Origin of the sequence: Methanocorpusculum sp. (assembly GCF_030655665.1) — an archaeon.
In the GTDB taxonomy this organism is placed as follows: Archaea; Halobacteriota; Methanomicrobia; order Methanomicrobiales; family Methanocorpusculaceae; genus Methanocorpusculum.
In genome coordinates this window covers 259,594-286,534 of sequence record NZ_JAUSPQ010000004.1, presented here as the reverse complement: position 1 = coordinate 286,534, position 26,941 = coordinate 259,594, and the positions used below count along the sequence as shown (strand labels likewise).

Genomic DNA, 26,941 nt, shown 5'->3' with positions numbered 1-26,941 from the left:
TCGAACACAGACGCTTCCGTATGACCTTTGTGTCAGCATCGGAAGGCGCTAAGTGGGCAACTGTTATCACTGACGTGATCAACACAGTCAAAGAAATCGGCCCCTCGCCTATCGGTGAAGAGAGAAAACGCAGAGGACTCTGAAGTATCTTTATTGGGAAAATCCGGTGGGAGTGTCAGGATACTCATCCTGTATCAGCTAACATCCCACCTTTCATTTTTTTATGAGAACGGGGATCCAAAAGAACTGAAAGAACAGATAAAAGATATCGCTTCAGGCGGCATCACGGCAGGGCATTACCTGCGTGGTGTTGTCAGAGAATATTTTTTTTCATTTTTGCTCCATCTGCAAGAGGCATGGCTGAGTATGGTAAATTTTTATATTATTCTTCTGAAGGTCGATTGAGATTCATTTGGGCAATGTCTCTTCTCAAGAAAATCTATTCCCTGTTTGGTGATCCTGTACTCGCCTTCGGCAGGTTTCATCCCGTACATATAACTCCCGCGCAGATAGCCCTTTCTCTTTAAATAATCAACTTCATTATCAAGGTCGATCTCGGAAACGCAGCATTTGGCTGCAAGATGTGCACATTGGCAAAAATTCGCATGCCCATCGCTATGAGCATGGGCGTGATAATATCTTAGAATCTCAATTCTCAATGCAGTATTATCCATAGGTCATTAGCATACCATGTGAGTTTTTTATATCATTAATCTATTGACCGGGGTAACAATACGAAAAAAGAACATCCCCTCTAATAGGGTATGGGTTGATATCTGTCTGGAGCGGCAGTTTACTTCTCGCGCCACACGATATCCGGCGTCTGGAGAATAACATTCGCTGTTTTTTCTCCGACGCCTTTTACTGCGAGGAGTTCCTCTTTTGAAGCAGTCATGATACTGCGGAGCGATCCGAACTCCCGGAGAAGATCGCGTGCGGCCTTTGGTCCGACATCGGGAAATGCGGTCAGGATGTATTCGACCGCTGCCTTCCCTGATCTTCCTGTCTTTGCTTTGTGGAGGCCGCGGGGCGATCTCTCAGTTCCAAGCTCCCGCCTTGCGAACGCATGGATCATCTCCGCTGTTTCGTTTGCGTCCTTTGTAAAAAGGATCGACACATCGAAATCCACGGCGATCGATGCGAGCGTGTTTCGAATCGCGTTCGGGTGCAGATTCCTCAGATCATACAGATCTGCAAGGCTCCCCCCCTCTACGATCAGGACCGGGCGGATCGATGACTCGGCGAGATCTTTCATCTGACCGAAAAGATCCCGGTCGACCAGCGTGTCCACGAAATCCTGGGTCGTTTTTCGTTCGATCAGGATACGGTCGCCGATCGCGTAATCGCCGACCGGCAGCTGTTCGAGGGTGATCTTCACACCGAGATTGCTCAGATACTCGGCGACCCGGGAATGGGTCTCGCGGTTGTCGATGATGACTGCGGGTCGCTCGTCATTTTCTTCCGAGACTGCCCGGATCACCGCATCCGCGAGAGTCATCTGACCGCCCTGAGGGGCAGCTTCTCCCGCAGGAGGTATCTTTGAGAACGTTGAGACGGGGACGTTTCCGGTCCGCATCGCCTTCACGCCTTTCTGCATCTGCTTTTCGCGGGAACTGCTCACCCAGCGGTAGGTCTCGTCGGTCGTTCCCCGGGTGACCAGCACGATGATCTTTCCGGTGGCGTTTCTGCCGGTCCGCCCCTTTCGCTGGATACTGCGGATCTCTGAGGGGACTGCCTCGTAGAAGATCACAAGATCGGTCGACGGAATGTCGAGTCCCTCTTCGCCGACCGAGGTCGCGACCAAAACCGTGTACTCGCCCTCACGGAATTGCCGGATCGCCTCGATCTGCTCCTTTTGCGAAAGGCCCTTCTCCGAATCGCGGGAAGCCTGGCCGACGAACCGTTTTGCCGGGATACCCGCTTCTGCCAGATGATCGACGAGCATCGACACCCCGTCCCGGTAGGTTGCAAACACGATGACACGCGAGTCGGGTGCCGTGATCAGCTGTTCCTGAATGACCCGCACGACTTCGTCGGCTTTCGGGTGAAGCTCTTTCGTCCAGTTCTGACAAAGAGCAAGGAGCCGCTTGAACCGGGCATCCTCATAGATCCGTTTTGCGGCTTTGCTTCCGGCACCTCCCGCCCCTTCGGTTTCGAGCCGGAGAAGATAGGCTTTGAATGCGGTCGTTCCCTGCGACTCGGCAAGCGTAACCCCGTGCCGGAGCTTCATCAGCTCGGCATGGATCGAGATCGCCGCATAGGCCGAAGGATCCTTCTCCTGCATCCTGGTCTGGATCTGGGCCATGAGTGCGTTGAGCGCCTTCATCGAAAGGGCCTCGCGTTTCGGCACGCGGTAGTTGAGGGCTGCAAGACTCGTGAGCCGGTCGTCGATCATCGTATTCAGGACCGAGACCGCAAGCCAGAGGTCTTCGGGAAGATCGACCGTCCGGTATTCAATCTCGCGTTCGTGAACATACGGTCTAACGTCGGGGTCAGACTCGGTCCGGCTCTCCACGACCGAGATCGAAAGATGCTGACAGATCTCGGCGACCTGTTCCGGATCCGAACCCGGAGATGCCGTCATTCCGAGAAGAAGCGGGTCGCGGGCTTCGGCGTTGTACCGCTCGGCGATGAAGACGTAGGCATAGTTTCCAACCGTCCGGTGGCATTCATCCACGATCAAAAGAGCAACGTCTTTGAGATCATACCGCTCAGCGATCAGGTCGTTTTTGATGACCTCCGGCGTTGAAATACAGAACCGTGCTTTTTTCCACAGATCGATCCGCTTCGCCGGCGGCGTCGTGCCGGTGAACATGATGATCTCCTCTGTGTCGATCAGAAGATTTTTTGAAAAATAGCGAAGATGCTGCTCGACTAAGGGTTTCGTCGGCGCCAGCATCAGGATTTTTCCGGCAGGGATCCGTTCGGCCGCCACAAGCAAAGCGACCGCGGTCTTTCCCATACCGGTCGGGAGAACGACGAGCGTATTTCCCGAAAGGGCATGTTTTGCAATACTCGTTTGATATGCCCGTTCTTCCAGCGTGTTTTCAGGTATATTTTTTCTGCAGATATAACTCATAACGAGGATTTATCGAAGGCAAGTTTTCCTTTAAGGAGATTTGGAAGCGCTTTAAGAACGTCTGCGGCGGGCCCCCTTATCTGTTCCATCGAGTCGCGGTCACGCAACGTTACTGTAGTATCATCTTTGGTGTCGTAATCGACCGTAATACAGTAGGGGGTTCCGATCTCGTCCTGTCTTCTGTATCTGCGCCCGATCGCTCCTGCGTCGTCGTATTCGGTCTGGATCCCTTCACCCTGAAGTTCAAGGACAAGGCTTTTTGCGATCTCGTCGAGTCCGTCGCGTGCCATCAAAGGAAGGACCGCGACCTGGATCGGGGCAACACCTTTCTTGAACCGCATGACTGTGCGTGCCTCTCCGTCGGCCACATCTTCGGCGTAGGCGTGCTCGAGGACCATGTAACACATCCGGTCGATACCGTAAGAAGGTTCGATCACATGGGGCATCACGTCTTCACCGAAAACATCCACGATCTCGTCCTTGACTGTGTACATCTCTGGTGCGATAAGGATCTCCTCGCCGTCTATTGTAAGATGGATCCCGTCAGCTTCCGGAGTCGCGGTGAGCATCTGTTCAGAGATCGGCTTTGCTTTGCCTTTGAAGGCAGGGCCGAGTTTCCCGAAGTTCGGGACGATCGCTTTGTGGTGGACCTTCTTTGCTTCCGGATACTGGATAAAGACGGTGTTTTTCTGACCCGAGACCCGGGCGTGGGCCTTGAGGTCATAGTCTGTCCGGTCGGCGATACCGACGATCTCGACCCAGCCGAAACGGTCTGAAAGTGCCTCGGCGTCCCAGCAGTCTGTCGCGTAGTGAGCACGCTCGTCGGGCATATGCTGCCGGAATCTGATCTTGTCGGGGTTGAATCCGACAGTACACAGAATATCGTGGGTCATAGCAACGTAGTAGGCAACATATTCATTTGCAATGGTCCCTTCATCGACTGCTTCCCGCATTGATTTGATGACCGCAGGTGTTTCCTTATCCTGCTGATCTATGCCCCACAGCGGCATTTTATAGTCTGCGTATCTGGAGAAGTTCGGGTGATCCTTTTCTTCCGGGTGGACGAAAATTTCAGCTTCTGCCTGGGTGAACTCCCTCAGGCGGATCATACCCTGACGGGGTGAGATCTCGTTTCTATAGGATTTTCCGATCTGAACTGCTCCGAACGGCAGGTGGTCACGATAGAATCTGAGGAGTCTTGGGAAGTCTACGAACATACCCTGGGCCGTTTCCGGACGGAGGTAGCCTTTTCTCTGTCCTCCGGGACCGATCGAGGTGGTGAACATGAGGTTGAAGTCGAAGACTTCTACTTGGCCGAGAACTTTTCCGCAGGCCGGGCACTCTTTATCAAGGAGGACATCGTGAAGCGCCTCTTTCGACATGGTCCCTGCATGCGGGATACCGAATGCTTCGGCAACATGGTCTGCCCGCAGGAACTCCTGACAGTTCGGGCACTGGAACATTTTATCGGAAAATCCGCCGACGTGTCCGGAGGCAACGTAGATCGGCTCAATACCGACGGTCGGACATTCTATTTCATAGTATCCTTCCTGTACAACGTAAAACCGGCGCCAGATCGATTCGATACGGCGTTTGAGCATTGCTCCGAGAGGACCGTAGTCGATAAAGCCGGCAACGGATCCGTATATTTCAGAAGAAGGCCAGACAAAACCTCTTCTGCGTGCAAGTTCAATGACCTTTTCGTAGGTGTCTTCGTATTCTGCCATAGGGATATCTGGATATTTATGGGCTTTGAATCCATATAGAATATACTGTGTTTGTCGACCCATGCTCCAAACACTTCTATCTATAATGGTGGGCCAGTGCTGGATCATTCTGGAAAGGGGAGTATCATACAGTTTTCGTTGGTATTAATAATTTGCATCACTGTGTACTGCTGCTTTGTTTCCCGCTTCGAGTCATAATCATTATATGGATAAAGATACATGTTGAAGGGATAGTCAATATGGAGGGATACTAAATATGGCACCAAAAAAGAGACAAAAGGATTTGATGCAGTTATTTTCCAATCTGACGCAGAAAACGAAGATTGTCGAGCCAATGAAGACACTTCACGGGACACTTCGTGACCAGGATGCGGTAGAGCGGGAAATAGCTTTGATTATGCGGGAAATCCAGGAGCGCGGTTTTTTCAAAACAAAACTTGAGCCGATCCAGCTCGCGCGCCTGATAACCTCCTTCTATGCGGGAAAGAATGATACGGAGATCGCCCGGGAACTTGGCGATGAGAAACTCTCGAAGACCGTGGCCCGGGCCCGGGTACAGCTGAAACTGTTTAGAGATCTGGATTTCAATATGCCGTTCGATCAGACACAGATGAAGACCCTGATGAGTACCGAGATGACCATGAAGGAGATCTCAGAAGAACTTGGGATCTCTCCAACAACTCTGCGTGAATACCGTCACGTGATCGAGCAGAAAGAGGATACGACACTCGATCCGTTCCTTGAGAGGATCAAAGATGTTATGGAAGATCGTGATCTGACGGAAAAAATGACATCCGGTCTTCAGGAAGATACGCTCGGCGAGTCCATCGATGTTGCCGAGTCGACGGATATGACCGAACTCAACTAACCCTATTATTTTATTTTTCAAACGCTATTATCTACACATGCATATCAGATACGTCGGTCACTCCTGTTTTATCATCGAAGGCTCGAAGATACTTTTATTCGATCCGATGCCGCTTGATGACCCCGCGACCGAAGCAGCCGATCTGACCCTGATCTCTCACGCACATGCCGATCATATCGGGGACTCGCCCGAACGGTTCTCCAAAACAGTGGCCGTCCATGAGCTGTCCGGATATCTGAAATCGATCGGCGTTGAAACGATCGGGATGAATATCGGCGGCACGGTGGAATCTGATGGAATAACGATCCGTATGGTCCCGGCCCTGCACTCTTCCTCCATCCGTCAGGAGGATGGAACCAGTCTCTACATGGGTCAGGCCTGCGGATTTGTCGTGGAGATGGATGGGCATGTGATCTACTATGCCGGAGACACCGGACTTTTTTCCGACATGAAACTGCTGAAAAAACTCTATCATCCGGATATTGCGATCCTCCCGGTCGGAGGACGCTATACGATGGGGCCTGAGGAGGGTATGATCGCCGCGGAATGGATCGGGGCGAAGACGGTCATTCCGATGCATGTGAACACCTATCCTGAGATCGAGCAGGATCTCCCGGCGTTCAAGCGGGCTATCGAACTGACGACCGTGATGCATGTCGAGATCATGAAGCCCGGCGACTCGCTCGAATTGCCGTGAGCCCGATTCGGTGATGCGGGTGTCAAACCCACCACATTCTTTTAAATGAAAAACCTACCATAACATAGTTATGAAGAATAGTGGGGATAGTAACACCAAAACAACACTGCTCTACCATACTATTCAGAAACGTAAACTGCTCGTTCTGGTCACGCTCTTCATAATTCTCGTCCTTGTCTCCATTCTTGCGGTTGGTATAGGTTCGGTGTATATACCCCCCGGAGACGTTCTCGCGGTATTCGGTCACGCGCTTTTCCCTGGAAGCATTGCCTCCCCGGACGATGGCATGGCAGACCTGATCGTGATGAATTATCGTCTTCCAAGGATCCTTCTTGCGATCCTTGCGGGAGTTGCCTTAGCGACCGCCGGCGCCGTAATGCAGGGACTTCTCAGAAATCCGCTCGTCAGTCCGTTCACCCTCGGTCTTTCCTCGGCAGCATCATTCGGGGCGGCTCTTATCATCGTGCTCGGTCCGGCGATCTTCGGATCTATCTTTGCGGGCAGTATCCTTCTTGCGGGAGTTACCTTCTCCGTTAAATCTGTTTTTCTCATCCTCTCGGCCTTCCTCTTCGGCTGGCTGAGTGTTATCCTCGTCTATCTCATCTCCAGAACGAAACACACATCCCAGGCGATCATGATCCTTGCCGGAGTTGTTATAGGCTACCTGTTCCAGGCAGGACTGCTCGGTCTCAAGTATGTATCAAACGACGATGCTCTCCGGGATATCGTCACCTGGCTCATGGGCGGGATGTGGGGCGCCACCTGGCAGGCGATCGCGATCCTTTTCCCGATCGTTCTCATCTGTTTTTTCCTCGTCGAACGGCGTGCCTGGGATCTCAATACCCTCTCCAGCGGCGATGACGTTGCGAAAAATCTCGGCATCAACGTCCAGCGGTTCAGGATCTCCGGTCTTCTCATCGTCAGCTTCGCTGCGTCCGCCTGCCTTGCATTTACCGGGATCATCGGTTTTGTCGGTCTCATGGCCCCGCACATCTGCCGGATGCTTATTGGGAATGATTACCGGTATCTTCTGCCGGCTTCGGCTCTACTCGGCGCCCTGATCCTTCTTATCTCCGACACGGTCGCCCGGGTCATTCTTGCCCCGATCGAGATCCCGGTCGGGATCATCATGTACATCCTCGGCGGTCTCTTCTTCCTTTTCCTGATCACCCGAGGGCACGGGAGGTACCTTGCATGAACATCTCGGTCGCTTCGGTTTCTCAGAAGTACGGCAGTCACGCGGTTCTCAAAGACATCAGTTTCGAGTCGATATCCGGCGAGGTCCTCGCCCTCCTTGGTCCGAACGGTTCGGGAAAATCCACGCTGATAAAAACCATCGCCGATATCCTGGCCCCGGCTTCCGGGTCGATCACCATCGACGGGGTAGACGTGCAGAAGATCGACCCGATCGACCGTGCAAAGATGATCGGCTACGTTCCCCAGTACTTCCATTACACGCCCTTTACGACCGTTCTCGACACCGTGCTTATCGGGCGCCGTCCGTACATGAGCTGGTCGGTCTCGGATGAGGATCTTAACGTGGTAGACAAGGCCATGTCTACGATGAACATTACCGATCTGTCCGACCGGTTCGTGAATGAACTCTCCGGCGGCCAGAGGCAGCGGGTATTTATTGCCCGGGCACTTGCCCAGAATCCAAATTTTTTCCTGTTCGACGAGCCGACGAGCTCCCTCGATCTCCGGCATCAGCTGGAGACCGTCTCGACTATGCGGGAGATCGTCAGAACGGATAACTCCGGTATGATCATCGCTTTGCATGATTTGAATCTGGCACTTCGGTACACCGATAAGGTCCTGCTCCTTAAAGATGGGGAGATGTATGACTATGGGACTCCGTCAGAGGTACTCACGACCGAGTCGGTTCGTGATGTGTACGGGGTACATGCTGAGTTTGTTGAAAATGCACAGGGGAGATTCATTCTCTCCTATGCTCCATCATAGAGGTTTTTATGAAAAAAATACTGATTGTGTCAGGCATTATCCTGACTATGCTTTGTATCATCTTCGCCGCAGGCTGTATCTCCGACGGATCGTCCGGTAATATTATTATTACCAACTCGGACGGGACAACCGTTACGCTGAATCATACTGCTGAGCGGATCGTTCTTCTGAACTCGAATGCCGGCGAGATTTTGTATATCTTAGGCGACGCCGACAAAGTTGTTGGTATCTCTCAGTCGATTGCGAACAATGCCGAGCAGGTGAAGATGTATCCGAACGCAGTGGTTGTCGGGGCTTGGAACGAGCCTGATGTGGAGTATCTCATTTCGCTTGATGCTGATCTGGTGATCGGGTATGCAAGCTCGAAGCCGAAGAATGCTGATGTCCTCGCATCCGCAGGGATCCCGATCGTGTATATCGACTGCACGAAGCCGGAAACGATGACTCAGGATATTGTTGAGATCGGCAAGATCTCCGGCAATGTTGAAAAGGCTCAGCAGATTGCCGAATATTATAACGAGGTCATCACCGAGGTCAAGTCACGGGTCGCTCCGATCTCTTGGGCCCGCACTATCTATGCCGAAAGCTATACGGCTTACTGGGGTCAGGGAACGGACACGGGGATGGGCCAGCTGATTTCGATCGCCGGCGGGCAGAACATCATGACCGATGCCGGTTCCCGCAAGATCTCCGACGAGTGGGTGGTTTCATCCAGTCCGGGGATCATCGTGAAACTCGTGAACAATATGAATGATCCCGAGGCAAGTTACGATGAACTTGTTTCAAGGACCGGGTTCAATACGATCACTGCAGTCAAGGATGATCAGGTCTGGCTTATCAGGAACGATCTGACCTACGGGCCGAGATCCTGCGCTGCCGCGGTCGCTCTTGCAAAAATGATCCACCCGGGAGTGTTTGAGGACATGAGCGTTGAGAGCGTCCTGACTGAGTTCAATACCCGCTTTGGAACAGAGTTCGATGTGACGGGTCTGACCTATCCGGTGTTGTAAGATTCCCAATAGGGAATTCATTCTTTTTTTTAAGAGTACACCGCGTAAGTCCTATTTTAAATGTGAATGGGGTTTGCCCGCTTGGGCTTATTCAAGCGAGCGAAGCGAGTCGGAGAGCAAATCTCTGATTTGCGGTTCGCGGTGGGATATCCCGTGTATCCACACCCAATCAACTCCTTCCTGAGAGAGGCAAATCCCTAGGGTGCACATTTTTCTCAAAACCCTGGGAAAAATTTCTAAAACCTAAATATACACCTAATTACTACAAAATACAGAGTTTCGGGAAAAATGTGCACCCTCACCAAAAACCTTCAAATAAGCCAATTTTTCAAAAAAAAACGCAAATCATAGCATAATGTGGGTGCACGCAGATTTTTGAGACCTGCACCCTCATCACAAATAAAAAACAAGGGTGCAGGTCCGACGTGCACCCTACTTTTTCAGAACACAGCTGAAAAACCGTGTTCCACGAACCGTTTTCTCCTCAAACCCATACACCCACATCCCCTTAAAAAACACCCTCGATCTTGCGCCCGCACTTCCTGCAGTGTCCGTCTTTAAGCCCCGGCTCGACTGACGAAAACCCGTTTCGATCGATCAGCACCGCTCCGCACTCCGGGCAGAAGGTCTTCGAGCCTTCGGCATGCGGCATATTTCCCACATACGGATAATACAGCCCGTGTTCCTTTGCCTGCCGGTAGATCCGGTCCAGCGTCGAGAACGGGGTCCGTGGAACATCCTGCATATGATACATCGGCATGAACGCCGTGAAATGATGCGGGACCGCCGGCCCAAGATTCGTCATGACCCAGTCCAGCATAGAATCGATCTCTTCCACGCTGTCATTATATCCGGGGATCACGAGCGTCACCAGTTCCTGATGGAGTCCGAGCTCCTTGGAAAGCAAAATCGTATCGAGCACCGGCTTCAGTCTTGCTCCGCAGACTTCTCTATAAAACTCATCCGTGAATCCCTTCAGATCGATCCGGATCGCCCCAAGATACGGGGCAAGTTCAAGGAGGGCTTCCTTCGACATATACCCGTTCGTGATGAATGCCGAAGTAAGACCCTGTTCCTTTGCGAGTTTCGCGGTATCATACACATATTCAAACGAGATCGTCGGCTCATTATACGTGAACGAGATACTTTTCGCTCCAAGCGTTATCGCTTCCTGGATGACCGCCTCCGGCGGTACATACTCGGCTGGGAGCTTCGTCGTCTGCGAAAGCGTGTAGTTCTGACAATGCTTACACGTAAAATTGCAGCCGAAACCGCTGATGGAAAACGTCGTCGTCCCCGGTAAAAAATGATACAGCGGCTTCTTTTCGATCGGGTCCAGATTTGCAGCCGTCAAGAGACCATACGAGTTCGCATACAAAACGCCGTCCGTGTTTTCCCGAACGCCGCAGAATCCTCTATCACCATTCGCGATCTTGCATCTGCGGGCACAAACCCCGCATGAGATCTTATCGCCGGAAACTTTCCAGAGACGTGCAGGATGTCGGGTCATTGACGAATATATGATTCGTCAGAAAAAAAGAGTATGGGTTATTCAGCTGCCTGCTCTTCAGCAGGGGTGCTCTCTTCTTCTGTCTTGTAGTTCGGGCGTGGGAAGGACTCGATGAACTTGACGTTCTCGATCTCAGGGAAGACAAGGAATGCTTCCTGGGAAACCATATACTGGGTCATGAGCCAGTTCTGGTTGTACATTGCCATCATTGCGGGGATCTCGATCGAAACAAAGGTCTTGTCCTCTGCATTGACCTTCATGTCGCGGCCGGTAAGGAGTTTGATCATTCCTGCGAGCTTCTCGGTTCCTTCCTCAACAACGCCTTCGATGGTGTAGACGTAGGAAACGTCCTGACCTGCAAGCGGGTGGTTGAAGTCAACGATGTATCTGCTGCCGACTTTGTTTACGACGACACCGTCACGGCCTTCAAGCTTTACACGCTCGAAGAGTTCAGGTTTCTTCTCGAAAGCTTTCTTGTCGACTGCTTTCATTTCCTCTTTTTTGTGCTCGCCGAATGCTTTTTCTGCGGGAACAACAAGGGTGTATTCTTTTCCGATCTCTTTGCCTGCAAGGTCCTCGTCAACTCCGGAAAGGAGATGTCCTGCGCCTACTTTGACGACTGACGGACCGTACATTGCGTTTTCACGGAAAATTCCTGCGGTCTTTGCAACTTCAGCGTCGGTTGTATCGAAGGGAACACCGTTCACAGATCCGGTGTAGCTGAGTTTAATATATGTACCATTTTCGATAGCCATACGAATTCCTTAGTATATGTGCCTTCATTCCTTATGAGAGTTGGGGAATGCCTGCGGAGATCATAGATAAAAAAAAGGTTAGATTCTGGTGTACGTGTTGCCGGCAGCATCTGTAAGCGTTTTCTCATCAGCAGAGAGATAGTGATAATAGACTGCATCAGTAGACGTGCTTAGTGCAAAGACGTAGGTTCCCTTGTCGTTTCCCCAGTAGATTGCGGATTTCACTCCTTCATCCGATCCAGGGCTGACCAAATATGCAAAGCCGGTATTGTCAGCAAGTATTTCATACACATAGTAAACCTCTTCTCCATCCAGAGAGGTGAAGGTTTGTGTGCTTTGCCAGATTCCGACAATCGGGTCAGTCGTACTGTTGTTTACTGCAGGCACATCCGCACTTATACATCCTGCAGCGACAACAAAGAGGATAGCGAGGAGTCCAAGTAAAACTATCAGCTTTTTCATGTAAATTGTATCTTACCTTAATCGTATAATAAGTTCCCGCCGTATCAAATATGCAAATGCTTATGACATTTCCTCGTGCACATAATTATTCAATGGCTCTGGAAATAGAAATAAAAGTGAAGGTCCCCTCCCTTGATCCAATCAGAGAAAAGCTCCTGAAAAACGGAGCGAAACTCATCGCCGATCAGGATGAACATGATCTCTATTACAACGCTCCCCACCGGGATTTTGCCGTGACGGACGAAGCGCTCAGGATCAGGTATCTGACCAACCAGACCTGCGGCAAGGCTATGCCCCCGAATGTGACCTACAAGGGTCCCAAAGTCGGGCGTGAGGGTTTCAAATCTAGAGAAGAGCTCATTGTCGATCTCTCCTCAGCCGAAGAATACTGCACGATCCTCGAGCGGCTCGGTTTCCGCCTGACCGCCGAGGTCGTCAAACACCGGGAGATCTATCAGTGCGAAGGCGCGATCGTTACGCTGGATGAGCTGCCCGGGGTCGGCACGTTCTCGGAGATCGAAGCCTCTTTCGACCTTTCGGAGGATGAAGCGATCGCAGTGATCAATAAAACGGCAGAGCTGGCCGGAATCGTTGGCGAACGCCTGACAAAATCCTATCTCGAGATCCTGCTCGACTCCAGAAAAACCTGAAAAATCTCCCAAGCCGTATGATTCCGCAGTCAGCCGTAAAAACCATCGATCCCGCATCGGTATATGCCGTGATGATCAATGAAGTCGTCCCAAAAGATCCTCGGCAGGATTTTTACGGGGGATCCGGCGCCGCCTATGCGGAGTCGGCGATCTCGTTGTTCCGGCAGGCGGACGTCGATGTTTCCACAGTTTCAGAGCTCCTAGACCGCGGGGTATATCTCACGAACGCGGTCAAATATCCCAAAATCGGATACGCCGTGGAAACCTCCGCGATCGAACGCAGTCTGCCGCTGCTGGAAGAAGAGCTTTCACGCTTCCAAAATCTCCGTGTGATCATGCTCATGGGAGATACGGCAAAAAAGTCGTTCAATATGCTCGCAAAAAAGCAGACCGGAAAAAACTGTATCCCGTCGGGTGCGACCTACAAACTGCGGGCCGGCGAGTTCTATTTTGGAAACGTGCGGGTGATCCCATCGTATATCATGACTGGCGGGAACCTTCTGATCGAAAAATCCAAGACGCAGATGATCACGGAGGATATAAAAAAGATGATGGAAATTATTCTTCCGTGACTTCTATTGGGTCACGGGTATTTTTCAGCACGATCTTTGGTTCATCCTCATCCTCGTCAAGCGTGATGACCGCGTAGTTCCCTGCGTATGCCGGTCCGGGATTCACGCAGATCCGCCTTTCCAGTTCACAGATCCCTCTCTGTTCATGGATATGCCCGCAGCAGATGATATCGAACTCTTTCACGATCTTCGCGATCGGGAACGCTCCGACATGTACATCCGGGGCGACTTCATCCAGCGCTCCAAAAGGCGGTGCGTGGGTGACCAGGATATTCCACCGGTTCTTTCCAGTTTTCGCCACTACCTCTTTTGTGATCGCTTCGAGATCCTCTTCGCTGTGTTCGAAGGGTGTGGAAAACGGCGTGGCATTCGAGCCGCCGATACCTGAGATGGTGATCATTCCAAGGTCGATACTTTTGCGGTGGATCGGAATTGCGTCGGATGCCTCGAGCACGGGGAGGATATCCCGGCTATCGCAGTTTCCGGGAATCACAAACGTTGGCGCGGGGATATCCTCCATAAACGGGATCACGCCGTCCAGCGTTTCGCCAAGGTCGGTGACATCCCCGCCGATGAGCACATAATCCGGACTTTCCCTATTGAAGATCTCATAGACGATATCGAACTTCCCGTGTATGTCGGTGATGAACACAATTTCAGTCATTTGTTGTATATATCCCAGTCATAGAATATGAACTTTGCAAATTGGATCCTCTCCCCGGCGTCGGTTTTTATCTGATATCACACCCAATGGAAATAACAGTATATTATGGCAGATACCTATCGATATCATCCGGCCGAGTTTCCTGAACCGCCCGTCCAGGTCAATCATATCACCGCTACGTTTGACATAACGGAGGAACGGGTCAGCGTTTCTGCCGAAACGACGTTCACCGTCCGTACCGAAAAACTGAGTGAACTCGTTCTCAATGCAAAGAATCTGGAGATACAAAGCATCCGGCAAAATACCCGCCCGATACAGTATGTCTATGAAGATGACCTGATCACGATCACTCTTCAGCGTCCACTTTCCAAAGGGGCAGAGTTCAAGATCGTTACCCATACCATCTGCCGCCCTAATTCACATATTCTCGAAGGTATCTACTTTGACATTACCCCGCCAGGTCTGCCGCGGACTATGATAACCCAGTGCCAGCAGTGGGGATTTCAGCGGATGGTCCCCTGTCTCGACGACATGCGGGCGAAATGCACCTGGACAACGACAATCATTGCCGACACCAGATATACCAACCTCATCTCGAATGGAAATGTCACCCGTGAACGGATGCGGTATGATGAAAAACGCGACACCATCACCTATCAGAACAACGAGCCCATGCCTCCGTATCTCTTCTTCCTCGGCGTAGGGACCTGGGACACCTTCACACGCGAGTTCGTCTATCCTGACGGCAAAACCGTCCAGCTCAAACTGCTTGGACCGAAAGGTTCGGATCCGTCATCGGCGAAAACCGCTCTCGGCATCATGGCGGACTGTGTCCTCTGGACCTATCTCTACACCGGACCGGAACGATACGAATCCATTGATCTGAGAAATGAGATATACCGGCTCTGTAAAGTCCGCGATGCCATTGCACGAAAATCCGGTCCCGAGGAACTGGAAGAGGCGATCGAACCGGTCCAGCGGCAGATCGCTTCCCTCATGAAAAATCTGGTTTGCGGTTATCAATATCCTTTCGAAGTATACCGCGAGATCGCGATGCAGAACTCGGACTTCGGCGGCATGGAAAATACCGGCAACACAACGATCATCGCGAGCCGGATCATGCCGAATATGGAGATAACGGATGCCTCATATGAGTATCTGATCGGTGTCAAACTGCATGAGTTCTATCATAATCTGAACGGATCGAGTGTCACCGGGGACACACCGTTCTCCATCTGGCTCAACGAGGCCGTGACGGTGATGATTGAGGACGAGTATCTCGCCTTCCTCTTTGGAAAAGAGTATGTGAGACTGCAGAACATCCTGCAGATGTACACCCCCGGTACCGGAACGTTTTCTTTGGACACTGGAGTGGTCGCCATGCCGATTGAGCCTTCGGGCTTCAATGATCCAAATGATCTCATCAGTTCTGTGACCTATGTAAAGGCACCCGAGTTCACCCGGATGATCGAGACGATGCTGGGCAAACGGGCGTTTGCCTGGGCCCTTGATCTGTATCACAAACGGTTTGCCGGGAAAAATGCGTCGCCCCGCGACTGGCTGCATGCGATGGAGGATGTCGGCCGGACCGACTTCTCCTTCATGGCGGACCGGTGGCTCAAGCAGACCGGTTATCCGGTCGTTTCCGCGTCAGCTGGCTATGATGCCGAAACTGATACAGCCGAGATCTTTGTTTCGCAGAAAGTTCCCGCAGGAAAAAATCCCTGGATCTTTCCCTTCACCGGCCGGCTCATAAACGATAAAGGCGAGGTCGTTGCCGAGTTCAAGAAAAAGGTCGACTCGGAGCGGCTTACCTTTCAGGTCCCGTGCAGGGGGGCCTTTTCATTTGCCGTATGGAATCTGGATCACGCCGCATACCTGCGGATGGAGACCTCCGCGTCTGATGATGAACTCTATTTGCATCTTAAGTATGACACGGATGTCGTGATATCGTTTTTAACTCACTGTACTCTTTTTGAACGTGAGATGGTGAGGCTCTGCTGTGATGAGACGGCAGAGGTTTCACAACGTCTTGTGGATGAGTTTGTCAAGGTCCTCTCCGATTCATCGGCGATGCAGCGTGTCGGTGCTTTGGCTCTTACCCTCTTTGAATCGGTGAGCGATCCTGAGTATACATATGCTTATACGAAACTTTACCAGGCAAAGAGACGGTTCATGTCCGCCGTCGCCCGTACGCATACGGATCGGTTGTATGCCCTTCTCAATGCATACTCCTTCTCCCCTCCCAAGACCTCTTCGCCCTCCGAGCTGGCCAGAATATTCAAGGCACGCAGTGTGAAGAATCTGGTTCTTTCCCTTCTTGCAACGCTGGACACCCCGGATATCCACGCGATGCTGAAGGAGAGGTATCAAAAAGCTGTCTGCTCGACCGACCGGATGACCGCCGTATCTCTGTATCTTTCGAGCAGTGCTTTGGACCGTATGGAGATACTGGAGGCCGAACTTGCGCGTTCAAAGGACAATCCGATCGCGTTTGAGAACTTCATTGCGGCAGTTTCCGGGACCTCTTCGCCGGATACAGTGCAGTATCTCAAAATCATCGAGTCTTCTGCGAACTTTGATCCCGAACAGACGGCGTCGAGCCGTGCCCTGTATCTCAGGTTTTCCCAGAACAGAAAGATCTCGATCGAGACCGCGGCCGGCCGGGAGTTTCTGGAAAGCTCCCTCCTGCGTCTTGCACCCGTCAACGAGTATGTTACCACAGGGATGCTTTCCGCCTTCTCTCATCTGAACGAGTATGCGGCAGATGTGAGAGAGCCCCTTATCCAGATCCTTGAGCATCTGCGTGACACGATCTCTGAGTCCGATGCCCCCTCAGTCTATCGCACGGTGATACAGATCCTGGATACAAGTACCGCAAATACGTAGAGAGGATCCGTTTCTCCGGCACGTTATTGAAGGAGACCTCTGGATCCCCACTATATTCTTTTTTGATTCGGGTCAGTGTGTGTTTACCCGGAGTGAACCTGCCAAAATAGATTAGTTAATTATCAACTCCGTATCATATACCTGTATTATGCCGACAATATCACTTAAGGTCGATAGTGCCTACCCCGAAGATCAGGGAAGCGGCAAGGCACGTCTTGATCCGGTGTCCATGCGGGCGCTAAACGTCAGTCCGGGCGATCTTGTCAGGATCACCGGTAAATCGGCAACCGTTGTCAAAGTCTGGCGCTCCTTTGAAACTGACTGGAATCTGGAAAAGATCCGGATCGATAAATATACCAGGGTCAATGCCGGCGTCAATCCGGGAGACCGGGTCACGGTCGAAAAGATCGAAGAACAGATCCCTGCGACCTCGGTAACCCTGATCCCGCCAAGCGAATTGTCCCCAGTATTTCCCGATGAAGATGATGAGTATCTCCTCTCCCTCATTAATTTCCCGGTTTCAGAGGGTGACATCATCCCGGTGAAAACCTATCACCCGGGACCGCCGATCGAGTTGAAAGTGTGCGAAATCGAGCCGGAAAATGCCTGTATCCTCACAAAATCAACCGAACTCATCTTTGAAGAGGATGAAGAATTTGCCTCAACCCAGTCGATAACCTATGAAGACATCGGCGGACTCAAGGGCGAACTCCGGCGTGTTCGGGAAATGATTGAGCTTCCTCTCCGTCATCCGGAACTCTTTGAGACCCTGGGTATCGAGCCGCCAAAGGGAGTTCTTCTCTATGGCCCTCCGGGAACTGGAAAAACCCTCATCGCCAAAGCCGTTGCAAATGAAAGCGGCGCACACTTCATCTCCATTGCTGGTCCGGAGATCATCTCCAAATATTACGGCGAATCCGAGCAGAAGCTGCGGGAAATCTTTGAAGAAGCAGAGGAAAATGCTCCGTCGATCATCTTTATCGATGAATTGGATTCCATTGCGCCAAAACGGGAAGATGTAAACGGCGAGGTCGAGCGGCGTGTCGTTGCCCAGCTTCTTACCATACTTGACGGTATAACTGAGCGGGGACAGGTCATCGTTATCGGCGCGACAAACCGTCCGGATGCGATCGATCCGGCGTTACGCAGGCCGGGTCGATTTGACCGCGAGATCGAGATCGGCGTTCCAAGCGATGCCGACCGAATGGAGATCCTGCAGATCCACACGAAAAACATGCCGTTCGAAGGCATGGCGAAATTAAAGTCTCTGCGCAGGAACAATCCCAGTGAAAAGGTTCTCGAACGCGAACTTGCGCGGTATGAACTCGCACGTGACAAACTGCTGTCCGTTCTTGCCTCCAACTCCAAAGGATTTGTCGGTGCCGATCTGGCATCTCTCGCCCGTGAAGCCGCGATCCGTGCTCTTCGCCGGCAGATCGATGTCGCGAATCTCGAGACGGAAAAGATCTCGGATGAGATCCTTGGAAAACTCGAGGTCACCACAGCTGATTTCATCGCCGCTTCAAGAGAAGTGTCCCCATCCGCCATGCGCGAGATCGCGCTTGAAACTGCGGACATCTCCTGGTTCGATATCGGGGGATGCCGTGAAGCCATCCGGGATGTGCGTGAATCGGTAGAGTATCCGCTCACCAAAAAAGATGCCTTTGAAAAACTTGGGATCAAACCTCCAAAAGGTGTTCTCCTCTACGGCCCTCCGGGAACCGGAAAAACCCTGATCGCCAAAGCCGTTGCCCATGAAAGCGGTGCAAACTTTATTGCAATAAAAGGTCCGGAACTCTTGTCAAAATGGGTGGGAGAGTCCGAGAAGGCTGTTCGCGAGATCTTCAAAAAAGCCCGTCAGGTAGCGCCGTCGATCATCTTTTTCGATGAACTCGACTCCCTCACTCCGGCACGGGGTTCCGGGGAAGGCAGCCGTACGAATGAAAATGTGCTGAATCAGATCCTCACGGAGATGGACGGTATCGAAGAGCTGAACGATGTTGCGGTTTTAGCGGCATCAAACCGCCCCGATATCATCGATCCGGCGCTTCTCCGCAGCGGACGTTTTGATCGTCTTGTCTACATTCCAGAGCCGGAAGAAGCAGACCGGGCTGAAATTCTCGCAGTTCACATGCAGAACATGCCGATCGAAGGGTCGGTGTTTGATGAAACGGTGACTTCCCTCTCCGGACTTGACGACGCTTCGCTTGAGGTCCTTTGTACACGTTTTGCCGGAAAAACGGTGAGCGGCAAACAGTTCGGTTCGGCTGCGAAAAAGTATGAAAAAGGCTCAGCTCTGCCGTTCAACGAAGAGAAAAGACGTATATCTTCTGCATTCAGGCGGCATGAAATCATGCTCAAAGATCCGGTAAAATCAGAACTCATCAAAAATCTTGCAAAGGACACATCCGGGTATGTCGGATCAGATCTGGAAGGTCTCTGCCGTGAAGCGGCGATGCATGCCCTCAGGAGAGGTGCCGTGATCGTGTCCGCCGATGATTTTGCCGAAGCAAAGAAACGGGTCCATCCAACCATGAACGAACGGGTGCGCGAGTATTACCAGTCCATCTCGCAGAAGTTCAAAGGTGGACTGCCAAAAGAAGTACAGAATCTGATCGAGTATCAGTAACTCAGATCTTATATCTCAACAGAGCCGCGACCCCGCCAAGACCGACGAGGCGGGTTCCCGGTTCGAATTCGGTCGAGAGAACGATGACGTTCGCACCGAGCCGCTCCGCCCCTTCGATCATACGGGAAACATTTGCGTCCCGAACAAACGAGTCGGCGACGAGGATCGTCTCGGCGGCTCCGTAATCGATCGACTGCCGGACCTCGTTTTTCCCATAAGCAACGGCACCGTTCTGACCGATCCTGAGAAACACCTCATCCATGAACGAGACCTCTTTTGCGAGCTGAAGATCCTCGGCAACCCGTGCAAGAACGCCGTTTCCGATCGCTTCCTGGATCGCGCCGTAGCCGCACCGCCGCGTGTCGGCGAGAAGCATGCGTTCGGCGATCTCGGGTGCCTTGGTTTTCGCGAACTTGACGAAATCCTCTTTCACGAATCCCGGTCCGGCAACTACGATGGATCCGGTGACTTTCTCGAGAAACGCCAGGAGTTCGACGAACAATGCCTGTCTTGAATCCAGTTCGGCGGATTTTCCGCTGCCGACCGTCATGGTGGTTATTCTCTCGGGTCCGTACTGCCGGACCCGGTAAAGTTCGGCCTCTCCGTCTTCGATCGCCACGATGTGGACCACGCCGTGAACCGAGGAGGAGACCGCCCGTTCCAGACGTGCAAGATCGATCGGCTTCCATTGCCGGACCACACCGATCTCATATCCTGCTTCGATGTTCAGCGTGTGATGCTGGCCCATGTCCGGCCCGTAACTGATGAGCCCAAAGACCCGGAGCCGGGAAGATTCCGGGACAAACTCCACCTTATCACATTTTACGCCGATCTTCACCGGCCGCTTCTCGAGTTTTTCCGAACGTAATTTGTCGGTCGGTCCGTCCACTGTCCGGAGCGTTACTGCGTAAACAGTGTTTCCCGGACTGATCAGATGCGAAAGATGCCAGAGATCGTCGACCGATTCGGGCATGAGTTTATACTCGCCGAATCCGTCTCTTTTCAGCGGTTCAGGCACCTCCGCTTTCATTCCTGATCTTCTCCTCCGCCTGAAGCGTATTTCAGATCAGATCCTCCCGGCGGCACGAACGCTGCGACCCCTTCGGTATTCAGGATCGCCTTGAGTGATTTCTGTTCATTCTCCGGGATCGCCTCTTTGAGTTTTCGAAGGACCTTTTTCGCAACATCGTTTCCTTCAAATGTCCCCGGGACCAGACGCACCGCGTGTGATGTCAGGGGTTCGATCGCGGAAGGCGTTCCGCCGATCACCACTAAGACCGGTTCGGTCCGGATGCCGATCGAGATCTCGAGCGGGACATCTTTGTAGATCTTTCTCTCGCCTCTGATGACGAAGGATCCGTGAGCAACATACTCTCCGGATTCCGGCGTCTTGCTCACCTGACTTGGATTTGCCGCGATCACGTCGGCGGACGCTCCGCCGCCGGACCACGCACGCGAGTAGGACGCGGCAAACTGTGTTGCCTGATCCATGCGTTCGGTCGCTCCTTTGACGATGACCGCTGACGCCCCGAACACATCCGCGTGGAGGAAGGTGTCTTTCCCTTCCATATACTTCTTGACGAGCTCCTCGTTCTGGTCCGCATTGCGGCCGCCGATCACAAGGACGCCGTCGGATGTCTCCATCCACCGGAATCGGTGATACCATTTCGGCTTCAGTCTTCCGGGTCCTGCCGCCTTTCTCTTCTCCGGGTGAACGATCCCCGCTTCCATTGCCCGGATCGCTCCGGCTTTCTTTGCACGGAACTTCTTCACGACCGCAAAGTACCTGCCGACATTTGCCTCGAGACTATCATGTACGAAGATAGTGACTTTGTGCTTCTCCTGCAGATCGATCATCACGGATGCGTCCTTCGGGTTGACCGAGATGATCCGTTTTGCAGCGGGGGAATCACTTTGTTTGATGACCGCGGCTATCTCCTGCCAGGAAAGCTTCTGACTTGCGGCAGAGAATACATCGATCGTCTCCTGGACCTCGCCGTAATGCGAGTAGATGATCTCCGATATCTCGGTTGCCTCGGCAATCTTTTTGTCGAAGGTGATGATCGCAGTTTCCTGTTGTTTTCTGATCCTCTCCTCTTTGGAGAGTTTTATCTTCTGTTCAATGACCTTCTCGGCTACAAATTTTGGATAAAACGCTTCGAGCGCTTTGGAGAATGTGGTAAAATGCTCTTTGGGTTCCCGTGCGAGTGAGGGGAACGGGAATGCGCCTTTTGCATCGATGACCGGATCGCGCCCTTCGGTCAGCCGGGCGATCCATGCACGCATTGCCTCATAGACCGGACGGAACTGAATATCGGTCGAGAACTGACAGGGCATCGATTTCGACACCCCGGCGATCTGACAGATGTCTTCGGATGGGATACCGCCGAGCTGCATCTTTGTTGCAAGGGCACGCACGATCTCGCCTTCATCTGCGGTGATCTTTTCTTTGAACTCCTCGAATGTCAGCTTTTCCGGGCAGACTGCATCCATCGAGTATTCTGCGCCGCCGACGATCTCCCTGTCCCGGAACCTTCTCTGGGCAAGGGCATTGATGATCGTATACTTCTCGTCCGTTAAGATGAGGTTTCCTTCATCGAAAAGTTCGATGATCAGTTTGTATTCGGACGGTCCTTTGCCGATCGTGATGATGAGGACCCTCTCAATCGCCTTCTGCTCGATTGCGAGGACCTTTCCCCCCTCGATGTATTTTCGGAGGTACATCGAAAACCCGGACGGATTTTTCGGTGCCGGAGGTAGTTCGGATACGAGATGCGCCCGAACGCCTCGTACCACATAGAGAAGATGACGTGCCTTCTCCTCCCCGTTTAAGCGGAAACCAAACGAGGTATTGTCATACTGATATATTTTCCCGATCCACAGAGGTAAAAGCGCGGCAAGCTCCGCTGTCATTGCTTTTACATCTGCCCCGCTCATCCCAGATATTGTCGCCATTCTATACTAACTAGATAAGACGTGCAGAACTATAAATCGACCATGCTTCCGCTTCCCCTGTCACGGATTTTTCAAACAGCGGCCCGGCAAATCCTACTTCATGGGGCACTGCGCGCCTGATGATTTTTCGGAACAGAACAGATAACATAGATAAGACCTGAGTACTAATATAATCAGACTGAAAAATCGCGGAGATATCCATAATGCAGGTAGCCTATATTAAAAAAGAAAAATGCAACACGGCGATGTGCAACCGCTGCGTGAAATTTTGCCCGGCGTCACGCAAAGATCAGCCGGTTATTTTCATTGGACGGAATAAGAAAGCCACGGTCGTTGAGGAGTTATGCAACGGATGCGGGAAATGTGTGAAGATCTGTCCTGAGAAGGCTATCGAGATGGTCACAAGACCTGACAGAAAACCTCTCGATGTCGAGATCGACGAAAAGATCGACGAGATCGAGGAAAAGACCGAAGAAGTCACCAAACAGACCGCTCCGACAAAACGAAAAGAGACTCCAGAAGAGAAGGTTGCTAATAAGAAGGCCCGACACGCCGAGCGCGTTATCCGAACCGCGATTGCCTGCGGTCTTGGTATGGTCGCAGGTCTTGTCTCCTACTATCTGGCAGGCACGCCAAACCCGATCAACACATCGATGATCGAGGCAGGACTAGCCGGTGTACAGGCAAATCCGATCGTTGGTATCCTGGTATTACTTGTTGCCATCGTTCTTCAGAAGTCCCTCTTCATGGTTATCAAGATCGACACGTCCAAACTCGGTAAGAAGGACTGGTTCTATCAGGCATTCCTGACCTTTGCCACCTGGTATCTCTCCTGGACACTCATGCTTTCGACCTCCCTCCTCTCCGCATAAATGAGATTAGCCATCGTTCATAAAGATCGATGCCATGCCAAAAAATGCGGCAAAGAGTGCATCGCGTACTGCCCCCGGGTCCGTACTGGTGATGAGACCATCATTATAGGAGAGAGCGGCCGAGCAGAGATCTCCGAAGAGCTTTGCGTAGGCTGCGGTATCTGCGTCAAAAAATGTCCGTTCGAGGCTCTGGATATCATCCAGCTCCCGGAAGAACTCGATACCCCGGTGACCCGTTATGGGCCGAACGCCTTCGTCCTCTACGGACTTCCCCAACCTGTGGCGGGAAAAGTCACCGGTCTTCTCGGTCCAAACGGTATTGGAAAATCAACTGCGGTCAAGATTCTTTCCGGGCAGCTTCGACCGAATCTCGGTATCTTCGATCACGAGGTCGAGTGGGCGGAGATCCTGAAGCATTATGCAGGGACCGAACTCCTGGATTATCTCAAACAGGTCGCCTCGAAAACGATCAAGGCCTCCATCAAACCCCAATATATCGACTTCATCCCGAAAGCTTTCAAGGGCACGGTCCGCTCCCTTCTGGAGCAGAATGATGAGCGGAAGAAGCTTGACTATTACGCAAAGGAACTAGCTCTCGATAAGATCCTCGATAAAGATCTCTCGTATCTTTCGGGCGGAGAACTTCAGCGGGTCGCTTTGACCGTGGCTCTATCAAAGAAGGCCAACTTTTACTTCCTTGATGAAGTAACGCCGTTCCTGGATATCTATCAGAGAATGATCGCGGCCCGCCTGATCCGGGAACTCGCAGCCGAGCATCCGGTTATCCTGGTCGAGCATGATATCGCGATCCTCGACATGGTCGCCGAAACGGTCCACATTGGGTATGGAAAACCCTCGGCGTTTGGTATCATTTCCCGGCCGAAAGGTGTCCGTATCGGTGTGAATCAGTATCTCGAAGGCTTTGTCGCCGAGGAGAACGTCCGTATCCGTGATTATCCGGTCCTGTTCGAGACGCGGAGTCATGAGAGTGATGTCGACCGCGAGACCCTGATGACGATTCCAAAGATGACGAAGTCGTTCCCGGGATTCAAACTCACGGTCGAGGGCGGAGAAGTCCGCCGCGGCGAGGTTCTTGGTATCGTCGGAGCGAACGGTATCGGGAAGTCAACGTTTGCGAAGTTGCTTGCCGGGGTGGAGACGCCGGACGGCGGGAAGAAGTTCGATACGGTTCGTGTTTCCTACAAACCGCAGTATGTGACTGCCGATTCATCCGACACAGTGGAGTTTACGCTTCGTGCGGCGACCCGGCGGTTCGATACGTCGTATTATCAACACGAGATCCTGGAACCGCTTGGCCTTATGCCGATTCTCCAGTCCGAGGTGAAAAACCTTTCGGGCGGAGAACTTCAGCGTGTGGCGATCGCTCTGTGTCTTTCCCGTGAAGCGGATCTCTATATTCTTGATGAGCCTTCGGCGCATCTGGATGTCGAGCAGCGGCTTGTTACGACGAAGGTCATCAAGCGTGCGGCAGAGGATAAGGGGGCAGGAATCATGGTGATCGATCATGATATGTATTCGATCGATATGATCAGTGAACGCCTGTTGGTGTTTGATGGTGAGCCCGGGGTTGCCGGTTCTGCCTGTGGTCCGTTTGAGATGAAGGAGGGTATGAATATGTTCCTTTCGAATCTGGGTATCACGTTCCGCCGGGACAAGACGGGCCGGCCGCGGATCAATAATCCGGGATCCTATCTCGACCGGGAGCAGAAGGCGGCAGGGGAGTATTATTACTATAATGCTGCTGAGTTTGCTCTTGCGGCTGAGAAAAGTCCGGAAGAGTAAACCTTTTTTTTCAGACACACAGACTGAACATTATTTTATCTTATCCAACGAATAGTAAGGTATGATTCTGGTAGACTGGGAAATTGCAGACCATATCAAAAGGGGGTACATCGGCATCGATCCATTCGATCCGGCGCTTGTTCAGCCCAACTCCCTTGATATCCGCCTTGGTAATCATTTTGTCTGGTATGAACCATGCGATGATGTGATCGACCCTTATCAAAAAGAGACCCTTTACACCCATACACAAGAACGAAAAGGAACCTATTTTGACATCCAGCCAGGACAGTTCGTCCTTGCGGAAACTTTGGAAACCGTGACGCTGCCCGATAACATCGTCTCCTCCATCGAAGGAAAGAGCAGTGTGGCACGCCTCGGCATCGCCCTCCATCAGACCGGAGGCTGGATCGATGCAGGATTTTCCGGAACCATCACCCTTGAGATGTGCAACTCGAACTGCCGTCCCGTCCGCGTATATGCAGGCATGCCGATCGGCCAGCTCGTCTTCTACGTGACCAAACGCTGCGAATGCCCATACAATAAAAAACCGGATGCAAAATATCAGAATCAGAAAAACGCCACCATCTCCCGTTATGATAAAAATATGCTGAAAAACGTGGAGTGATCCCGTTTTTTGAAACGGTACGCACGCTCTTTTGTGCCTGCCTATCGTTCCGTCTCTTTTTTTGAAGAACCCCAAAACACGGGGAATTACGGATATCATTTGATTGAACCAACCATATTATCCGGGTTAAGCCCCTGATCCCCCGGACCAGATGCACATCTTTCCTTACGATATCCTACACTCTAAATAACTTTCCCGCCAAAATAACATAAGAGCAAATCCATGCGGTATCATTACACCAGAAATACCCTGTACGTCAGGGGCAGCTTCCATGCGGTCAGTACTGGCGTTGACGGCGGACTCCGGCAGGTTTCCACGCTTCTCAATCACACCGTTGAGAAGGATTTTGATCACAACGACCCTGTAGTATTCATTCGCGGGCTCCTTGCCGATGCAACGTATGCAGATGATGCGTTCGGCCTTCTCACCGCGGTTTCCATGAAGGATCTCTGCATCCTTCAGTATGATTATATCTCAGTATTCGTTACGGCAGGTGTCTCCAATCCGAATCCGGATCCGACCAAGCCGCACACCATCAATATCATCGTCACCTCAAACGAGAGATTTTCCGATGCTGCTCTTCTTGAAACCATTATCACTGCGACCGAAGCAAAAGCCCATGCACTGCGGCTTTTGGGCAGGGATTTTACCGGTACAACCTCTGATGCGGTAATAATCGCCTCCGAAGGCGATATCAAACATACGTATGCAGGAACCTATACCGAGCCGGGAAAACGGATCTATGCCGCGGTCCTGCACGGGGTCATGGAAGCAGTCAGACGGCATGAAGACACGGTCAAAGTGACCGAGCCTACCTACTTCATTTACTCCAGATATAACGATCACGGCTGGTTTGAATGGAAAAAAGAGGGATGTCCCTATTATCCCTGTCACTTCCCGGGTCAGTCCTGTGATTTTTGTTACTGCCCCTTCTATCCATGTCATGATGAATCCCTTGGTGAATGGATCGACAGCTCCTCAAGCGGTCAAAAAGTCTGGGCATGTACCAACTGTCTGCTTCTCCATAAACCGGAAGTTGCCGCCTATCTCAAAAAACATCCGGACGCATCACTGGATGAACTGAAAAAAGTAAACGAACAGATAAACCAATAATATTTCCTATACTTTTTTTTTACCGGATTTTTGATTTTCGCAGACAGATGAATCTGCTTGCGGTTTTTCCGGATGAAAATAATAAAAAAATAGTGAAGG

The 26,941-nt window shown here is 51.9% G+C and carries 22 protein-coding genes and 1 pseudogene; 14 read left to right on the top strand and 9 right to left on the bottom strand.

Annotated elements, in window-relative coordinates; all coding sequences use genetic code 11:
* Positions 1–143: pseudogene (locus Q7J08_RS02825) on the top strand (hydrogenase iron-sulfur subunit); the annotation flags it as partial.
* 234 nt (positions 144–377) lie between these two features.
* Here Q7J08_RS02825 and Q7J08_RS02820 read toward each other — a convergent pair.
* The 3 genes from Q7J08_RS02820 to glyS all read right to left on the bottom strand — a co-directional run bounded on the left by Q7J08_RS02820 (position 378) and on the right by glyS (position 4,806).
* Positions 378–674, bottom strand: a complete 297-nt coding sequence (locus Q7J08_RS02820) for a hypothetical protein (RefSeq protein WP_304910174.1) — start codon at positions 672–674, stop codon at positions 378–380.
* Positions 675–793: 119 nt separating this feature from the next.
* The gene (locus Q7J08_RS02815; protein ID WP_304910173.1) at positions 794–3,079 is read right to left on the bottom strand and encodes a DEAD/DEAH box helicase; all 2,286 of its coding nucleotides are present in this window, start codon (positions 3,077–3,079) and stop codon (positions 794–796) included.
* Positions 3,076–4,806, bottom strand: a complete 1,731-nt coding sequence (glyS, locus tag Q7J08_RS02810; RefSeq protein ID WP_304910172.1) for a glycine--tRNA ligase — start codon at positions 4,804–4,806, stop codon at positions 3,076–3,078. The genes Q7J08_RS02815 and glyS overlap by 4 nt, the downstream gene beginning before the upstream one ends.
* A 256-nt stretch (positions 4,807–5,062) precedes the next feature.
* Here glyS and Q7J08_RS02805 point away from each other — a divergent pair, with 256 nt between their 5' ends.
* The 5 genes from Q7J08_RS02805 to Q7J08_RS02785 all read left to right on the top strand — a co-directional run bounded on the left by Q7J08_RS02805 (position 5,063) and on the right by Q7J08_RS02785 (position 9,343).
* A complete protein-coding gene (locus Q7J08_RS02805; RefSeq protein ID WP_304910171.1) occupies positions 5,063–5,674 on the top strand; it encodes a response regulator receiver protein in 612 nt (203 codons plus the stop codon).
* Positions 5,675–5,711: 37 nt separating this feature from the next.
* On the top strand, positions 5,712–6,371 hold the full coding sequence (locus Q7J08_RS02800) for a metal-dependent hydrolase (protein WP_304910170.1): 660 nt from the start codon (positions 5,712–5,714) through the stop codon (positions 6,369–6,371).
* A 70-nt stretch (positions 6,372–6,441) separates the two neighbouring features.
* A complete protein-coding gene (locus Q7J08_RS02795; protein WP_304910169.1) occupies positions 6,442–7,569 on the top strand; it encodes an iron ABC transporter permease in 1,128 nt (375 codons plus the stop codon).
* Positions 7,566–8,333: an ABC transporter ATP-binding protein gene (locus tag Q7J08_RS02790; protein WP_304910168.1), complete on the top strand. Its 768-nt coding sequence runs from the start codon at positions 7,566–7,568 to the stop codon at positions 8,331–8,333. Before Q7J08_RS02795 ends, Q7J08_RS02790 begins: the two co-directional genes overlap by 4 nt.
* Positions 8,334–8,341: 8 nt before the next feature.
* Positions 8,342–9,343 (top strand): ABC transporter substrate-binding protein, encoded by a 1,002-nt coding sequence (locus Q7J08_RS02785; protein WP_304910167.1) that lies wholly within the window; start codon positions 8,342–8,344, stop codon positions 9,341–9,343.
* Between the two features lie 508 nt (positions 9,344–9,851).
* Here Q7J08_RS02785 and amrS read toward each other — a convergent pair.
* The 3 genes from amrS to Q7J08_RS02770 all read right to left on the bottom strand — a co-directional run bounded on the left by amrS (position 9,852) and on the right by Q7J08_RS02770 (position 12,070).
* Positions 9,852–10,853 carry an AmmeMemoRadiSam system radical SAM enzyme gene (gene amrS, locus Q7J08_RS02780; RefSeq protein ID WP_304910166.1) on the bottom strand — a complete coding sequence of 334 codons (1,002 nt, stop codon included), beginning with the start codon at positions 10,851–10,853 and terminating at the stop codon, positions 9,852–9,854.
* Between the two features lie 38 nt (positions 10,854–10,891).
* On the bottom strand, positions 10,892–11,608 hold the full coding sequence (locus tag Q7J08_RS02775) for an FKBP-type peptidyl-prolyl cis-trans isomerase (protein ID WP_304910165.1): 717 nt from the start codon (positions 11,606–11,608) through the stop codon (positions 10,892–10,894).
* Between the two features lie 78 nt (positions 11,609–11,686).
* The gene (locus Q7J08_RS02770) at positions 11,687–12,070 is read right to left on the bottom strand and encodes a hypothetical protein (RefSeq protein WP_304910164.1); all 384 of its coding nucleotides are present in this window, start codon (positions 12,068–12,070) and stop codon (positions 11,687–11,689) included.
* A 92-nt stretch (positions 12,071–12,162) separates the two neighbouring features.
* Between Q7J08_RS02770 and cyaB the strand changes: the two genes are divergently transcribed.
* Together cyaB and Q7J08_RS02760 are read left to right on the top strand one after the other, a co-directional pair.
* The gene (gene cyaB, locus Q7J08_RS02765; RefSeq protein ID WP_304910163.1) at positions 12,163–12,720 is read left to right on the top strand and encodes a class IV adenylate cyclase; all 558 of its coding nucleotides are present in this window, start codon (positions 12,163–12,165) and stop codon (positions 12,718–12,720) included.
* A gap of 17 nt (positions 12,721–12,737) precedes the next feature.
* Positions 12,738–13,292, top strand: a complete 555-nt coding sequence (locus tag Q7J08_RS02760) for a uracil-DNA glycosylase family protein (RefSeq protein ID WP_304910162.1) — start codon at positions 12,738–12,740, stop codon at positions 13,290–13,292.
* Here the strand turns inward: Q7J08_RS02760 and Q7J08_RS02755 are convergent.
* Entirely contained in the window at positions 13,279–13,956 is a 678-nt protein-coding gene (locus Q7J08_RS02755) for a metallophosphoesterase (protein ID WP_304910161.1), read from the bottom strand. The genes Q7J08_RS02760 and Q7J08_RS02755 overlap by 14 nt on opposite strands.
* A 105-nt stretch (positions 13,957–14,061) precedes the next feature.
* On the opposite strand from Q7J08_RS02755, the gene Q7J08_RS02750 reads away from it, so the two are divergent.
* Both Q7J08_RS02750 and Q7J08_RS02745 read left to right on the top strand, forming a co-directional pair.
* Positions 14,062–16,845 carry a M1 family metallopeptidase gene (locus tag Q7J08_RS02750; protein ID WP_304910160.1) on the top strand — a complete coding sequence of 928 codons (2,784 nt, stop codon included), beginning with the start codon at positions 14,062–14,064 and terminating at the stop codon, positions 16,843–16,845.
* Between the two features lie 148 nt (positions 16,846–16,993).
* Positions 16,994–19,474 (top strand): CDC48 family AAA ATPase, encoded by a 2,481-nt coding sequence (locus Q7J08_RS02745; protein WP_304910159.1) that lies wholly within the window; start codon positions 16,994–16,996, stop codon positions 19,472–19,474.
* A 1-nt stretch (position 19,475) separates the two neighbouring features.
* Here Q7J08_RS02745 and Q7J08_RS02740 read toward each other — a convergent pair whose 3' ends face one another.
* Together Q7J08_RS02740 and rqcH are read right to left on the bottom strand one after the other, a co-directional pair.
* The gene (locus tag Q7J08_RS02740) at positions 19,476–20,504 is read right to left on the bottom strand and encodes an mRNA surveillance protein pelota (protein ID WP_304910158.1); all 1,029 of its coding nucleotides are present in this window, start codon (positions 20,502–20,504) and stop codon (positions 19,476–19,478) included.
* The gene (rqcH, locus tag Q7J08_RS02735; protein ID WP_304910157.1) at positions 20,501–22,429 is read right to left on the bottom strand and encodes a ribosome rescue protein RqcH; all 1,929 of its coding nucleotides are present in this window, start codon (positions 22,427–22,429) and stop codon (positions 20,501–20,503) included. The genes Q7J08_RS02740 and rqcH overlap by 4 nt, the downstream gene beginning before the upstream one ends.
* A gap of 203 nt (positions 22,430–22,632) precedes the next feature.
* Here rqcH and Q7J08_RS02730 point away from each other — a divergent pair, with 203 nt between their 5' ends.
* The 4 genes from Q7J08_RS02730 to Q7J08_RS02715 all read left to right on the top strand — a co-directional run bounded on the left by Q7J08_RS02730 (position 22,633) and on the right by Q7J08_RS02715 (position 26,842).
* Positions 22,633–23,301: a 4Fe-4S dicluster domain-containing protein gene (locus Q7J08_RS02730; RefSeq protein ID WP_304910156.1), complete on the top strand. Its 669-nt coding sequence runs from the start codon at positions 22,633–22,635 to the stop codon at positions 23,299–23,301.
* The gene (locus Q7J08_RS02725; protein ID WP_304910155.1) at positions 23,302–25,104 is read left to right on the top strand and encodes a ribosome biogenesis/translation initiation ATPase RLI; all 1,803 of its coding nucleotides are present in this window, start codon (positions 23,302–23,304) and stop codon (positions 25,102–25,104) included.
* Between the two features lie 61 nt (positions 25,105–25,165).
* A complete protein-coding gene (gene dcd / locus Q7J08_RS02720; protein WP_304910154.1) occupies positions 25,166–25,729 on the top strand; it encodes a dCTP deaminase in 564 nt (187 codons plus the stop codon).
* A 222-nt stretch (positions 25,730–25,951) separates the two neighbouring features.
* Entirely contained in the window at positions 25,952–26,842 is an 891-nt protein-coding gene (locus Q7J08_RS02715) for an adenosylcobinamide amidohydrolase (RefSeq protein ID WP_304910153.1), read from the top strand.
* Positions 26,843–26,941: the final 99 nt, after the last annotated feature.